The following is a 13930-nucleotide window of genomic DNA, read 5'->3' as shown; positions in this document are numbered from 1 at the left end:
TACGCCGCCAGAATTCCGGTGTCGCAGGGCATTTTCCGTGTCGAAATCTTATTAAGAGGAGTGCGGCAGTTGGGGACGGCTGGTGCGGTGGACGGCTGTGACCGCAGCCTGCTGGCCCGCGCGGCCGTGGTTGGCGCCGCGATCCTTGGGGTGCTTGGACTTGCCACTGCCGTCTGGCCAGGCAGGTGCTTGGGTCGAGCCCAGCGTCATGGCCACAGTTTCAGGGGCCGGCATGGGCGCCTTGTCCATGGACTCGACCAGATGGCTGGCTACCTCGGAGTTGATTTGTTGCTCAACGCGCTTCGCAACCATTGTTCTTCCTTTCTGCATTGAAACGAAGGGATTTTCCATACTAGGTGGGAGCGGTCCGCTTGTCTGCAGGTTCTACCAGCGGACCTTCTTCTCGGACTTGGCCAGCTTGCCGCTCGCTTGGGTGGGCTTGTGCCCTTTTCCGGTGCTTTGCCAGCTGTTCGCTGCCCCGCCGCGGGATTTGCTGGCCAGCATCTCCTTCTGGGCGTCAGTCAGTTTCGATTTGACCCCAGCTTCCGGGGCGTCGGTTTCCTGCGCCTCCGGCTCGTGCCCGGCGTCGGTTTCGGGTGTGTTCGGTGTCATGCAGTGGGCTCCTTAAAGCTCTTGATGTGCCGGAGGAGGTATCGGGACGTGACGTCCGCTGCGAGACCCTGGTTCTGGTGGGAGCAACAGGAACGGCGCGGAGGCGAAGCCTCAACAGGCGTGGATTTTTGTCGGTTCAAACTCAGCGATGATCCGCTGGTCTATTCAAAAATCAGTGTTCCCATGCACCCACCCTAGACAATCCGGGCCGTGTTTGTGAACCCCGGTTTTGGCGGAGCCGTTTCACTCGTGGCCTCCAGGTCCCCTCTCGGCTAGCATGACCCGCAGAGCACCCCTCGGTGTCCTGAAAGGCTCTCCCATGTCAGTACCCACCTTCCAGCCTTCCCATTCCGCCGTCGCAGCACGGCTCCGTGCTGCCGGTTGCGTCTTCGCCGAGGACGAGGCCCGGCTCTTGATCGCGGCGGCGCACGCCCCCGGAGACCTCGACCGCTTGGTCGATCAGCGCGTCTCAGGTTTGCCCCTTGAATACCTCCTGGGCTGGGCTGAGTTCTGCGGCCAGCAGATCGCCGTGGACCCGGGCGTGTTCGTCCCCCGCCGCCGCACGGAGTACCTCGTCCAGGAGGCGTCCCGCCTCGCCCGGCCGGGCGCCGTCGTCGTCGATCTCTGCTGTGGTTCGGGTGCCGTGGGAGCTGCTTTGGCCGCCGCGGTGGGGGGCATCGAGCTTCACGCGGCCGACGTCGAGCCCGCCGCGGTCCGTTGCGCCCGCCGCAACATCGGGCCAGCGGGCGGACATGTCCATGAAGGCGATCTCTATTCGGCGCTGCCGGACGCTCTTCGCGCCCGGATTGATGTCCTTGTGGCCAACGCCCCCTACGTCCCCACGGAGGCGATCCGGATGATGCCGCCGGAGGCCCGCGTGCATGAACCGCGGGTGGCGCTCGACGGCGGCGCGGACGGTTTGGACGTGCAGCGCAGGATCGCCGAGGAGGCTCCGTTGTGGCTGGCTCCCGGAGGTCAGCTGCTCATTGAAACGAGCGTCCGGCAAGCCCCGACGACGGCGGCCCTTTTCCGGGGCGCCGGGCTGTCCGCGAGGGTGGTCCATTCCGAAGAATTCGACGCCACGGTGGTGCTCGGAAAACGACAGGAAATCCACCGGGGTTGATCAGCAAACTGTGCATTTGGCGGTCCTGAACCAAACAATTTGGTAACGAAGTCCTGAAACACGGAAAATCCGCGTGATTCCGGGGCTGCAGGCGGCACGCGGATGTCAGACATTTGCGTCCGAGAGGACCCGGAACGGCCCCGAAATTCGGAGCCCGACTCTAAGATCCGGCGAATCTCGCGTAAAATTGAAACCCTGCCCAGAGCGGAGCAGCTGTATGTCGCAAGCAAATGATCTCCCTAGGAGAAACACAAATGCCCACAGACCGAAGCATTACCGACTCTTCAGCAGGCGCTAGGAACGCTGCTGCAACGAGCAAGGCCGCGCCACGCGGTGCCTCAAAATTGAAACTTCCCACACGCCGTCGACTCAAGGTATCCGACGTCAACGTCGTTGACCAGCCCATGCTGAAAAAGGCACTCGGCGGCACGATCGTCGGCAACACCATGGAATGGTACGACGTCGGCGTGTTCGGCTACCTCATCACCACGATGGGGCCAGTCTTCCTGCCCGAGGCCGACAAGTCCGTGCAGACCTTGTTCCTACTGGGAACCTTCGCCGCAACCTTCGTGGCGCGGCCGCTCGGCGGCGTCGTCTTCGGCTGGTTAGGTGACAAGGTGGGCCGCCAAAAGGTGCTCGCCACAACACTCCTGCTGATGGCTGCGAGCACCTTCGCCGTCGGACTCTTGCCTGGATACGCACAAATCGGTATCTGGGCGGCGGCACTCCTCGTCATCCTGAAACTCGTCCAGGGTTTCTCGACGGGCGGCGAATACGCCGGCGCCACCACGTTCGTGAGCGAATACGCTCCGGACAAGCGCCGCGGCTTCTTTGCGAGCTTCCTCGATATGGGCTCGTACATCGGCTTCGCCCTTGGTGCGGCCCTGGTGTCCATCCTGCAGCTCACCATCGGCCAGTCGGCCATGGAGGACTGGGGCTGGCGGCTGCCGTTCCTCATCGCGGGTCCGCTCGGCGTCATCGCCGTGTACTTCCGTAGCAAGATCGAGGAATCACCCCAGTTCCAAGCCACGTTGGACGCACAGGAAGCCCTCGCCGCGGATGCCGCAGCCAGCGACGCCGCAGTAGCCAAGGGCCCCATCGGCATCGTCAAGGCTTACTGGCGCCAGATTATCCTCGCCATGATCCTTGCGGCGGCCGCCAACACCGTGGGCTACATGCTGACTTCGTACATGCCCACGTACTTGACCGAGTCCAAGGGTTACGACCCCATTCACGGCACGCTGCTGACCATCCCCGTGTTGGTCATCATGGCAGTCTGCATCCCGCTGACGGGCAAGCTCTCCGACCGGATCGGCCGCCGGCCCGTACTGTGGATCGGTGCCATCAGCACGGTCGTGTTCGCTGTTCCGGCGTTCCTGCTGATCGGCATCGGCGATATTTGGTCCACGCTTGCCGGTCTGGCCCTGATCGCCTTCCCGGTGACGTTCTACGTGGCAAACCTCGCCTCTGCACTGCCGGCACTGTTCCCGACCTCGAGCCGCTACGGGGGAATGGGCATCGCCTACAACTTCTCCGTAGCGATCTTCGGCGGCACCACGCCGTTCATTGTGGCCGCTTTGATCCAGGGCACCGGCAACGACATGATGCCCGCGTATTACCTCATGGGCACGTCGGTGGTCGGCGCAATCGCCATCTACTTCCTGCGTGAATCCGCGCAGCGCCCGCTCCCGGGCTCCATGCCGAGCGTGGACACCCCGGCCGAGGCCCGCGAACTAGTGGCCACCCAGGACACCAACCCGTTGATCGACCTGGACGAAATGCCGTTCGACGATGGCAACCTCGTGGCGGCGGGTTCGGGCAGGGACCCCGTCCCGGCCTAGGCAGACTGCGGGCGCGGGCTGCGGGCGGCCCGCGCCGGCGGGGCAAGGCTGGTTGTTTGGTAGCGGTATCGCTGCAAACAACCAGCCTTGCCGTCGTTCAAGGCCCTGTCCTTCAGGCCTTGCGGTCGGCCTTCTGCTCCTGCATCCGTTTTGCCTGCGCCTGGATCTTCGGGCCGTAACCGCCGTTCAATGCGGTGTCCCTGATGTGGGTGGCTTTCGCGACCCGGTCGCCCGCCGCCGCATCCTTCAGCGCCTTCAGGTCCGCCTGCAGCGCGGCTGGAAGCTTTGCGGCCAGCTTCGGGCGCTTGTCGAGGATGAAGGTGGCGATTTTCGCGGCGCGCTGGCCGTAGGTCGGCTTGCTGCTGTCCCCATTGACGAAGAACCGCAGGCCAACCGCCAGCGGGTGGCGCGCCAGTGCCGTTTTGGCCGCGACGGCAGCCGCCGCTGTCGGCTGGGAGGTAGCTGCCGCCGTCGTGCTTGTGCCGCTTGAGGTAGCCGCGTTGGCAGCGATCACGCCGCCGCCCAGCAGGAGGCCTGCCGCAAGGACGCCGACGACGACGGTTCGGGCCTTGGTGCGCTTGCGGCCCTCAACGGGGGTACCGGGGCTCGGGATGGTGTTGTTCATGGTTCGTGTCCTTTGTTCCGGCCGGTGGTCGATCCGCCGGCGCTCTTCACAACACTCTGGTCCGGCCGCATGAACTGACTGTTCGGCCAATGTTCGAGGAATGTAAAACCGTCCCCGCCGGCTGACGATGACACTCCAGGCACCCCGTCCTTGCTGTTGAATGGACGCATGGAAGAGAGCCGCGGATTGGTGCTGGTTGCGGAGGATGAACAGGCAATTGCCGATATCCAGCGCCTCTATCTGGGCCGTGCAGGTTTCGGCGTCCACGTGGAGCGGGACGGGGTTTCCGCGCTGGCGCAGATCAAGCGGCTCAAACCGGTCGCGGTGATTCTCGACGTCGGGCTACCCGGCTTGGACGGGATCGAGCTCTGCAGGCAATTGAGGCAGGCCGAGGATTGGACGCCCGTGCTGTTCGTCACGGCCCGCGATGAGGAGGTGGACCGCGTCCTTGGCTTGGAACTCGGCGCTGACGACTATCTCACCAAGCCGTTTTCGCCCTCCGAACTGGTTGCCCGGCTCAAGGCGGTCCTGCGCCGGACCGAAGGCACCCCACGGCCCAAGCCGCTGGTGCTGGGCAGTGTCGAACTGGATCCGCTGAACCGGACCGCACGCGCGGGAACCGAGGAACTCACGCTGACCGCCACCGAATTCGACCTCCTCGCCTATCTCATGGCCCAGCCCGGCCGGGTCTTTTCCCGTGAGCAGCTCCTGTCCGCCGTGTGGGGGCAGGCCAGCTACGCCGCCGGACGGACAGTGGATGTGCACATCGCGCAGCTCCGCGCCAAGCTCGGCGGGCACTCCCCCATCGCGACGAGCCGCGGTGTCGGCTATTCGGCCGGGGCTTCCCCATCGTCCGGCCCCCGTCCCTCGGCCGGGGAACCGACGTGAGGCGCTGGTTTGGCACGCTGGCGGGGCGCACGACGGCGGTGATCGCCGCCGTCGCGACCGTCGCCGTCGTGCTTGCCGGCCTTCTGGCGGCGCAACTGGTCAACGCCACGGCCGTGGACGAAGCCAAGAAGTATCTCGCGGTCGAGGCCGATTCCCTGAGCAAGCAATCAAGCCTTGGCAGCCTGCAGGACCTTCGCGCAGACCTGCTCACGCACGGCGCGAGGTTAGCGCAAATCAGTACCGACGGCCGAGTGAGTGGCGGCGGGGCGAGGCTGGTGGATGCGAAGACTGTAGCGGATGTCTTGGCCGGAAAATCGGTCTCGACATCGGTGAACGGTCCGCAGAACACCGTGGTCCTTGAGGCCCGGCCGTTGGCGGCCGGCGGTGGCGTGGTACTTGCGCAGCCGGTGTCCGAAATCCGCGCGGCCGCCGCTCCCCTGCTGAGCCGTATGCTGGTTGCCCTCGCGGTTTGCCTTGTGTTCGCCATCGTGGCCGGTGGCCTTCTGGCGCAATGGTTGAGCCGGCCCTTGGTACGCACGGCACATTCGGCCCATCGGCTTGCCGCCGGAGAACGATCCGTGGCGGTGGCGCCCGGCGGCCCGGCCGAAGTGGTGGAGGTTTCGCAGGCACTGGCTGCCCTCGACGCCGCACTCCGGACCAGCGAGGGGCGCCAACGCGAGTTCCTGCTCTCCATTTCCCATGAAATCCGGACGCCCCTCACCGCGCTACGGGGCTACGCCGAGGCGCTTGCCGACGGTGTGGTCAGCGGCGACGACGTGAGCGGGGTCGGGCAGACCCTCGTGGCCGAAACGAACCGCCTGGACCGTTTTGTCCGCGACCTCCTGGAATTGGCACGGCTTGAGTCAGATGATTTCCGCGTGGAACTGCAGCCTGTGGACGCGTCCTTGATCCTGCGCGAGAGCTGGCAGGCCTGGCAGGCGGTGTGTATCCAGAACGGGATCGCGGGGCGGCTCGAACTGCCTCTTGGGCCATTGCCGGTACGCAGCGACGGCCAGCGGCTGCGCCAAGTGGTGGACGGCCTGCTGGAAAACGCACTGCGCGTGACACCCGAAAGCGCTCCGGTTGTGCTCGCCGCTTACGCGACCGGGAGCGGGCTCACCGTTGAAGTGCGCGACGGCGGGCCTGGCCTCACGGAGGCGGATGCCGCCGTCGCGTTCGAACGCGGTGCGCTCTTTGCAAGGTACAGCGGAGAACGGCCGGTTGGAAGCGGACTGGGCTTGTCCATCGCGGCAAGGATCGTGCAGCGGGTGGGCGGCCGCATCAGTGTGCGGGTGGCGCCTGAGGGCGGTGCGGCGTTCGTGGTGGAGTTGCCCGGCATTCCCGCGGGCGCCCCGCAAACGTAGACTCTGCGCATGGCCGATATTCCAGTGGGTGTGCTGCACCACGTAGAGATTTGGGTACCCCACATCGGCCGTGCGCAGGAAGAGTGGGGCTGGCTGTTGGCCGAACTGGGCTACGAACAATTCCAGGAGTGGCCCGAGGGGTGTAGCTGGAAACTCGGAGGCACGTACATCGTGATCGAACAGTCCACGGCGCTCACGGGAAGCACCCACCGCAGGACAGAACCTGGCCTCAACCATCTCGCCTTCCATGCCGGCACCAGGGAGAGCGTTGACCGGCTCCGGGAGCTCGGCGCCGACTCGGGCTGGTATGAGATGTTCGAAAGCAAGTATCCCCACGCAGGCGGGGCCGACCACTACGCCGCCTATCTGGTGAATACAGACGGCTACGAGGTTGAGCTGGTTGCGGGGTAGGGGCGGGGCATTCGCCTAAGAACCCGGATTCCGGAGCCGGGACTTGAGGGCCGCCGTATCAACGCCCAGGTTATGGAGCAGGACGGCAGCCGGATCCGGTACCTGCCGGTCCAGCAGGGCAAGCATGAGGTGCCGCGTGGTGATCCTGCGGGCCTTCTCCCGGGTGGTCAGTATTAGTGACTCCTGAATGACTGAGCGGGCTGCCGAGGTGAAGGTAGTCCGGCTGCTTCCCTTCGGCGTATTCAGGGCACCGAAGTCGCCCAGCGTGATGCCAACGGATTCCAGCGCCTGCTGGTCGAGGGTGTCGAGCTGGGCGCGGGCGGATTCGAGGTCCGTCTCCAAAGTCCGGCAGCTCTCGGGGTCGTGGAGCAGCCCCAGCAGCAGATGGTCCGTTCCGATTCTCCGGTCTCCACGGCGTTTGGCTTCCTCGGCGCCGGCATGGACAGCAGTTCTTGCTTCGCCGGCAAATCGTTCAAACATGGCAGGCTCACTTTCCGTATTTGGCGTGGACCGACTGCTTGGAGACGCCCAAGGCGTCACCGATTTGTTCCCAGGACCAGCCCTGCTGCCGCGCGAGGGCCACATTGGTGGCCTCTACCTTTTCAGCCAGGCGATGCAGGGCGCCAACGGCGCGGAGGCCAATTGCCGGGTCCGTCGCCGCGATCTGGGAAGTCAGCTCATCACCATCCATGCTGTCAGTTTGAACTGACAGCATGGATCTGTCAATCCAAACTGACGAAATCGGCTTGGGCAAGGATTGACTTGACGCGCCGCCGCATGGCGATCCTCGGCCAACGACTCAGGCCCACCAAACCCTCGCACTCGAGAATGCCCCGGAGTCCGTCGTCCAACAGCTCCGGTTCCAAGTCCTCAAAACCCAGTCGGCGATAGTAGGGCGCATTCCACGGAACATCGCGGAAAGTGGTCAAGGTGAGCCACTCCAGGCCCTCGGCCTGCGCCCACTTTTCGGCACCGTCGAGCAGTTCGCTCCCCAGACCCCTCCGCGCATGCGACGGGTGGACACTCAACTGCTCCACGTGCGCATTTCCGTCGAGGTGTTCAACCAGGAGATAGCCCACCGGAACGTCTGATGCGTCGGCGAAGACCAAAACACCGCCCCGTGACTGGAAGATCGCCAGCTCCGTGACGGTCAGGGGCTCGTCGTCGGCGATGGCGTCCATGCCGCAAGAGCGGAAGATCTCCCCCGCGGCGAATTCGATCCCGCGGAGTCGTTCAAGTTCGTCCGGCCGTGCCGCCCTGATCATGCGGCGGCACCGTTGCGGGCAAGATATTCGTTGCGCTGCCCAATGAGATTCTGCAGGTATCGCCCCAGGAACGCTTTCTCCACCAGCCGGCCCACGACGCCGAAGGGCGCCGCGAACTCGACGCGATCGATCATGAGCGTGCCGCCGTCGTCGGGAAGGAACTCGTGCACGTGCCGGAAGAAACGGAAGGGTCCCCGCACTTGCTCGTCCGTAAACGACTCCGGGAAGCGGTACCGGGTGATCCGGCTGCTCATCCGCAGGGGTACCGCGAAATGCCAGGCCTGCCAGGTGACCTCGTCGCCTTCCGAGAGCAGTCCGGACACGACGCCGGCAACCGCACGTTCCCGGGACTTGGCCATGGAGCCAACGTGGGCGTCGACGTTGCGGGCGAGATCGAAGAGTTCCCCGGGCTCCATTCCAATATGCGTACGGCACGTGAACGACACAGTCATGCTTCGATCCTGCCACCGTTTCGAAACCCCCGTCGACCCAACTAGCTGGCAGTTGTTGTCGTTATGAGGCTCCAAAACGACATTAACTGCGAGCCAGTTGGGTGGGAGACTGGGCCCACGCCGGTGGGGACTAGTTGGACGGGAAGTTGTACGAAGCTCCCGAAGCGTGGGCGGACTCGGGCCAACGGGACGTGATGACCTTGCCTCGGGTGTAGAAGGAGACGCCCTCGGGGCCGTAGATGTGCTTGTCGCCGAAGAGCGAGGCCTTCCAGCCGCCGAAGGAGTAGTAAGCCACGGGAACCGGCAACGGCACATTGATGCCGATCATGCCAACGTCAACTGAACGTTGGAATTTCCTGGCGGATGCCCCCGAGGAGGTAAAGATCGCGGTCCCGTTGCCGTACGGATTGGAGTTGATCAGCCTGATGCCTTCATCGAGGTCCTCCACCCGCACCACCACCAGGACCGGGCCGAAAATCTCCTCCTGATAAGCGCTCATTTCGGTCTTGACGTGGTCGATCACGGTGGGGCCGACCCAGAAACCGTCCTCATGCCCAGGAACCACGAGGTCCCTGCCGTCCACGACCATCGCGGCACCGGCCTGCTCCGCCTCGGTCACCGTCTTGACGATGAACTCCCGGGACTCGGGGCTGATCACGGGGCCCATGTCGGCGTCGGCGTCGGTACCGTTCTTGACCTTGACGTCGAGGGCACGCTCTTCGACCTTCTTGACCAGCAGATCCGCGGCATTGCCGACGGCGACGGCCACGGAGATGGCCATGCACCGTTGTCCGGCGGAACCGAACGCGGCTGCGGCCAGGTGGTCGGCGGCGTTGTCCAGGTCGGCGTCGGGCAGCACGATCGCGTGGTTCTTTGCCCCGCCCAGGGCCTGGACCCGCTTGCCATGCGCCGTCGCCACTTCCAGGATGTGCTTCGCGACAGGGGTGGACCCCACGAAGGAGATGGCGTCCACGTCCGGGTGCGTGAGGAGCCCGGAGATGACATCACGGTCACCGTGCAGGACCTGGAACACGCCGTCGGGCAAGCCGGCGTCTCGGAACAGTTTCGCAAGCAACATCGCGGCCGAAGGGACGCGGTGCGAAGGCTTCAGGATGAAGGCGTTGCCCGTCGCGATCGCCATCGGAGCCATCCACAGCGGCACCATCACCGGGAAGTTGAATGGAGTAATGCCGGCCACGACGCCCACGGGCTCCCGGAACGAGAAGACATCGATGCCCGTGGAGACCTGGTCCGAATACTCCCCCTTGAGCAACTGCGGAATGCCGCAAGCGAACTCGATGACCTCCAGGCCCCGGCCGATCTCGCCCTTCGCATCGGAAATGACCTTGCCGTGTTCGGCGGTGATCAGGGCCGCGAGTTCGTCCACATGGGCAGCGACGAGCTCACGGAACTTGAACAACACGGCAGTGCGCTTGGCCAGCGAAATATCGCCCCAGGACGCTGCGGCCTTCTTGGCGATGGCAACCGTCGCGTCCAAATCGGCGCGGTTGGCCAACCGCAACTCGGCAGTCACGGCACCCGTGGCCGGGTTGTAGACAGGCTTGGTGCCCGTGCCGCTGCCGGCGGCCTCGGTTCCGCTGATGAAGTGGTTGATGATGGTCATTACTGCTCCTGTAGTAGGTGGTGCTCCACGGCATGAACGTCGTTGACATCCCGCGGCAAGCCGGTGGCGAGTGATTCCTGGAGCGCCAGGCGGACGGCCAGGTTCTGTTCGGTCAATTCCCTCTGGACGAGCTCGGGTCCGGAGTTGCGCACCCACGCGCTGAACCGTTCGATTTCGGTCTTGAACGGGTCTTCCCCGATGTCGACGGACTCAGTCCGACCGTCGCGGAAGGACAGCGTAACGCGGGCAATTTCGCCCGGGTCCGGGTCGAAGGCCTTGTCCAGGGTGATCTGGCCTTTCGTGCCGATGATCTGGAACGTGTTGGTGCGCGGGCCCTCGAAACCGCAGTCCAGCGTTCCCAGGACGTCCCCATAGTCCAGGATCGCGGCCATAGTGGTTTCCACCGCGTCCGTGCGGCTTGTGCCTTTGCCGAAGACGGTTTCCGGCGCGCGGCCCATGACCATGTTCATGATGTCGACGGCGTAGCAACCGACGTCGTTGAGCGCACCTCCGTCCATTCCCGGCTGGAGGCGGACCTCGCCTTCGCTTCGGTCCATGACGAAATGGAAGCGGGCGTGCATGGACACCAGCTCGCCGATCTTGCCCGAGTCGATGAACTCACGGACTTTCTGGTGCTGGGGGTGGAAGCGGTACATGAACGCTTCCATGAGGTTAACCCCGTTGCGTTCGCAGGCTTCCAGAACCCGATGGTAGTCGTGGGTGTTGGCGACGAGCGGCTTCTCGCAGAGGATGTCTTTGCCAGCTTCGGCAGCAGCAACAATCCAGTCGGCGTGCAACGAGTTGGGGAAAGGCAGGTAGACGGCTTCGATGCTTGGATCGGCCAGCAATTCCTCGTGGGAAGAATAGGCGGACGGGATGCCGAAGCGCGCTGCGACGTCGGCCGCCTTTCCGTTCGGGCTGCTGATCGCCGAGGCAACGGCATTCCGGGCCCGGCTCATGGCCGGCAGGAACCGCCCTTGGGCGATCCGTGCCGTGGTCAGCACTCCCCAGCGGACGGCGCTCATCGGTCGATTTCCGCTTCGAGCTGGCGCAGGAACGCGACCGACTGGCGGACGTCCCCGACCGGACCGTCGTCGGTGGGTTCGGAATCCAGGATGGTGTCCTGCTCCATGGTGAACCAGCCCTCGTAACCGGCGTCCAGCAGGTTCCGGACGATTCCGGCGATGCCGACGTCGCCTTGTCCCAGGGGCACGTACATGCCTGCCTTGACGCCGTCAGTGTAGGAGATCTCGCCGGCCTGGACCCGCTGCGCGAGGGCCTTGCGCACGTCCTTCAGGTGGGTGTGGCCGATCCGCGAGGCGTAGTCCCGAACCAGAAGGGCAGGGTCGGTGCCGCCGATGAGCAGGTGGCCGGTGTCCAGGCACAGGTTCGCCGCGGTGTCGTTGAGGACCCGGTCAACATCCGAGGTGCTTTCGATCATGGTTCCCACGTGCGGGTGGACCACCGCCTGGATACCTTTGTCCGCGGCGGCCTTGACCACTGCGTCAAGGTTCCTGCCGAACAGCTCCCAGCCTTCGGCGTCGAGCTCGTGGCGCTGATCGTAACCTGCGACGCCGGTCTCCGCGGCGAGGACCATGACGCTGGCCCCGGCAGCTTCGTACGCGTCCAGCTCAGCGGACACAACATCCAAAGGGTTCCTGGACGGATCGTGCAGGATGACCGGGAAGAAGCCGCCGATCGCCTGGAGGTTGTGCCGCTTCAGCACTTCCGCACGTTGGGCGGCCTGTTCGGGCAGGAATCCGGCCGGGCCGAACTCGGTGGCGCTGATCCCCAAGGCGGTCATTTCGGACAAGACCCTGTCGGCCTCAAGCTGGTAGCCCCAACCGGGGACTTCGCAAACGCCCCAGGAAATGGGTGCTGCGGCAAGACGCTGGGTGATGGTGCTCAATCTGATCCTCCGTATACGTTTTGGTCCCAGTCGATGACCGAGCCTGTGACAACACCGCTCCGGTCGGAGAGGAGAAAGACAATGAATTCTGCGATCTCGTCCACTTGTCCGAGCTTTCCCATGGGGACGGATGCGTTGGCTTTCTCCAGCCAGTCCGCCCCCGCGCCGTGGAATTTCTTCTGGGTTTCGGCTTCGCCGTCCGTGGCGGTCCAGCCGATGTCGAGCCCGTTGATGCGAATTTTGTCCCAACGGTGGGCATGCGCCGCGTTGCGGGTTGCTCCGGCCAGGCCAGCCTTGGCCGCCACATACGGCGCCAAGTACGGCTGCCCGCCGAGTTCGGCGATCGAGATGACGTTCACGATGCTTCCTGGCACACCCCTGCTACAAAGATGCTTGATGGTTTCGGCCATGATGAAGAACGGCGACTTCAGGTTCACTGCGATGTGCGCGTCGAAGAGCTCGGGCGTCGTGTCCAGCATGGTGCCGCGGGTGGTCAGGCCGGCCGCATTGACCGCGCAGTCGAGTTGCCCGAAGACGCTGATGGTCTCAAGCACTGAGTTCCGGGCTTGTTCGACGTCGGCAAGATCGGTCTTGATGAACCGGGTTTCGACGCCGGATGCCGTGATTTCCGCGGCGAGCCGTTCACCCGATTCCGCGTTCCGGCCCGTGACGGCGATCCCGGCTGCACCCTCGGCCGCCGCGCGTCTCGCGACTCCGGCGCCCAAGCCCTGCGTGCCCCCGCTGATCAGGATGACTTTGTCCTGGAGAAGTGGCATGGCTAGAGCTGCCCGATCTTGACCGAATTTTCGATCCTGACAGCGCGGCCGGAACGGGCGGACTCTTCAGCCGCGTTGGCCAGGGCGAGTGCCTGCAGGCCGTCGTCGAACCCCGGGCTGCAGGGGATGCCTGCGCGGATGGCCTTGGCGAAGCTGTCCAATTCGTTCCGGTAAGCCGCGGCGTAACGCTCCAGGAAGAACGGCAGGTAGGCGTCAGACTCTTCGGTGCCCGCGGCGCCATACTTGCGCACCGTCGTCGGGGTGACGTTGCCTGCGCTGAGCATCCCCTCGCTGCCGAACGCCTCCAGTCGCTGGTCGTGGCCGAAGGCGCTGTGGCGGGAGTTGGTAATGGTGACCAGCTCGCCGTCGCGGCCCTTGAGGGTGATGACAACCGAGTCGAAGTCCCCGGCTTCCTCGATGTAGTCGCAGAACATGTTGGCGCCAGTGGCTGAAACTTCGATGATGTCAGGGACGAAAAACCTGGCCATGTCGAGGTCGTGGATGCTCTGGTCCCGGAAGATCCCGCCGGAGGTGGCGATGTAGGCAGCGGGCGCAGGTGCGGGATCGCGGCTGATAATGGTCAGCTGTTCGAGGCGGCCGATTTCCCCCGCGGCGACGCGCGATTGGATGGCCGCGAAGTGGGGATCGAAGCGGCGGTTGAACCCAAGCATGAGGGGCGTGTTGTTGCCCTTGATCGCGTCGCGGCAAGCGAGCGCACGCTCGATGTCGAGGTCGATCGGCTTCTCGCAAAGAGCTGCCACGCCTTGCCCCATGGCGCGCGAGATCAGGTCCACGTGCGTGCTGGTGGGCGATCCGATCACGACGGCGTCAAGGTCACCGTTCGCGAAAACCTCGTCGGCTGACTCGACGGCGATAGCGCCGGTCCCGGCCGCCAACGTGCGGGCTCCTTCAATGAAAGGGTCGGCGATCCATGCCAGTTCCAGGTCCGGGTGCTCGGCGATGTTCCGGGCGTGGACCTGCCCGATGCGGCCGGAACCGAACAACGCGACCTTGAGGGGGCGTTCAGTGGACATGTGTGG

Annotated in this window: 17 protein-coding genes; 5 read left to right on the top strand and 12 right to left on the bottom strand. The window is 64.7% G+C overall.

Translation table 11 applies throughout. The features are described from left to right. Positions 1-51 precede the first annotated feature (51 nt). On the bottom strand, positions 52-312 hold the full coding sequence (locus KNN17_RS01865; protein ID WP_078106873.1) for a hypothetical protein: 261 nt from the start codon (positions 310-312) through the stop codon (positions 52-54). Positions 313-384: 72 nt separating this feature from the next. Next, on the bottom strand, positions 385-612 hold the full coding sequence (locus KNN17_RS01860) for a hypothetical protein (RefSeq protein WP_078106874.1): 228 nt from the start codon (positions 610-612) through the stop codon (positions 385-387). Positions 613-931: 319 nt separating this feature from the next. Here KNN17_RS01860 and KNN17_RS01855 point away from each other — a divergent pair, with 319 nt between their 5' ends. Both KNN17_RS01855 and KNN17_RS01850 read left to right on the top strand, forming a co-directional pair. After that, positions 932-1735: a putative protein N(5)-glutamine methyltransferase gene (locus tag KNN17_RS01855; protein WP_241707240.1), complete on the top strand. Its 804-nt coding sequence runs from the start codon at positions 932-934 to the stop codon at positions 1733-1735. Between the two features lie 254 nt (positions 1736-1989). Continuing rightward, a complete protein-coding gene (locus KNN17_RS01850) occupies positions 1990-3576 on the top strand; it encodes an MFS transporter (RefSeq protein WP_241707239.1) in 1587 nt (528 codons plus the stop codon). 112 nt (positions 3577-3688) lie between these two features. Here KNN17_RS01850 and KNN17_RS01845 read toward each other — a convergent pair whose 3' ends face one another. Continuing rightward, a complete protein-coding gene (locus tag KNN17_RS01845; RefSeq protein WP_241707238.1) occupies positions 3689-4201 on the bottom strand; it encodes a hypothetical protein in 513 nt (170 codons plus the stop codon). Between the two features lie 168 nt (positions 4202-4369). Here KNN17_RS01845 and KNN17_RS01840 point away from each other — a divergent pair, with 168 nt between their 5' ends. From KNN17_RS01840 to KNN17_RS01830, 3 genes are read left to right on the top strand one after another with little or no spacing between them, the layout of a single operon-like run. Further along, positions 4370-5089, top strand: a complete 720-nt coding sequence (locus KNN17_RS01840) for a response regulator transcription factor (RefSeq protein ID WP_241707237.1) — start codon at positions 4370-4372, stop codon at positions 5087-5089. Next, positions 5086-6453 (top strand): sensor histidine kinase, encoded by a 1368-nt coding sequence (locus tag KNN17_RS01835; RefSeq protein ID WP_241707236.1) that lies wholly within the window; start codon positions 5086-5088, stop codon positions 6451-6453. Before KNN17_RS01840 ends, KNN17_RS01835 begins: the two co-directional genes overlap by 4 nt. A 9-nt stretch (positions 6454-6462) precedes the next feature. Continuing rightward, a complete protein-coding gene (locus KNN17_RS01830) occupies positions 6463-6864 on the top strand; it encodes a VOC family protein (RefSeq protein WP_241707235.1) in 402 nt (133 codons plus the stop codon). Between the two features lie 15 nt (positions 6865-6879). On the opposite strand, the gene KNN17_RS01825 is transcribed toward KNN17_RS01830, so the two are convergent. The 9 genes from KNN17_RS01825 to iolG all read right to left on the bottom strand — a co-directional run bounded on the left by KNN17_RS01825 (position 6880) and on the right by iolG (position 13924). After that, entirely contained in the window at positions 6880-7344 is a 465-nt protein-coding gene (locus KNN17_RS01825; RefSeq protein ID WP_241707234.1) for a Clp protease N-terminal domain-containing protein, read from the bottom strand. A gap of 7 nt (positions 7345-7351) precedes the next feature. Further along, on the bottom strand, positions 7352-7555 hold the full coding sequence (locus KNN17_RS01820; protein WP_241707233.1) for a helix-turn-helix domain-containing protein: 204 nt from the start codon (positions 7553-7555) through the stop codon (positions 7352-7354). Positions 7556-7586: 31 nt separating this feature from the next. After that, on the bottom strand, positions 7587-8129 hold the full coding sequence (locus KNN17_RS01815; protein WP_241707232.1) for a GNAT family N-acetyltransferase: 543 nt from the start codon (positions 8127-8129) through the stop codon (positions 7587-7589). Beyond that, positions 8126-8581, bottom strand: coding sequence for an SRPBCC family protein (locus tag KNN17_RS01810; protein WP_241707231.1), 456 nt, complete (start codon positions 8579-8581; stop codon positions 8126-8128). The genes KNN17_RS01815 and KNN17_RS01810 overlap by 4 nt, the downstream gene beginning before the upstream one ends. A gap of 130 nt (positions 8582-8711) precedes the next feature. Continuing rightward, positions 8712-10205 (bottom strand): CoA-acylating methylmalonate-semialdehyde dehydrogenase, encoded by a 1494-nt coding sequence (locus KNN17_RS01805; protein ID WP_241707230.1) that lies wholly within the window; start codon positions 10203-10205, stop codon positions 8712-8714. After that, positions 10205-11230: a Gfo/Idh/MocA family protein gene (locus KNN17_RS01800; RefSeq protein WP_241707229.1), complete on the bottom strand. Its 1026-nt coding sequence runs from the start codon at positions 11228-11230 to the stop codon at positions 10205-10207. Before KNN17_RS01800 ends, KNN17_RS01805 begins: the two co-directional genes overlap by 1 nt. Continuing rightward, positions 11227-12114, bottom strand: coding sequence for a sugar phosphate isomerase/epimerase family protein (locus KNN17_RS01795; RefSeq protein ID WP_241707228.1), 888 nt, complete (start codon positions 12112-12114; stop codon positions 11227-11229). The genes KNN17_RS01800 and KNN17_RS01795 overlap by 4 nt, the downstream gene beginning before the upstream one ends. Continuing rightward, positions 12111-12890: an SDR family oxidoreductase gene (locus tag KNN17_RS01790; RefSeq protein ID WP_241707227.1), complete on the bottom strand. Its 780-nt coding sequence runs from the start codon at positions 12888-12890 to the stop codon at positions 12111-12113. Before KNN17_RS01790 ends, KNN17_RS01795 begins: the two co-directional genes overlap by 4 nt. A gap of 2 nt (positions 12891-12892) precedes the next feature. Then, on the bottom strand, positions 12893-13924 hold the full coding sequence (iolG, locus tag KNN17_RS01785) for an inositol 2-dehydrogenase (RefSeq protein WP_241707226.1): 1032 nt from the start codon (positions 13922-13924) through the stop codon (positions 12893-12895). Positions 13925-13930: the final 6 nt, after the last annotated feature.

Origin of the sequence: Arthrobacter bambusae (genome assembly GCF_022606295.1) — a bacterium.
GTDB classification, from domain to species: domain Bacteria; phylum Actinomycetota; class Actinomycetes; order Actinomycetales; family Micrococcaceae; genus Arthrobacter; species Arthrobacter bambusae_A.
Note: the sequence above shows the minus strand (reverse complement) of the source record. Positions and strands in the feature narration are given on the sequence as shown.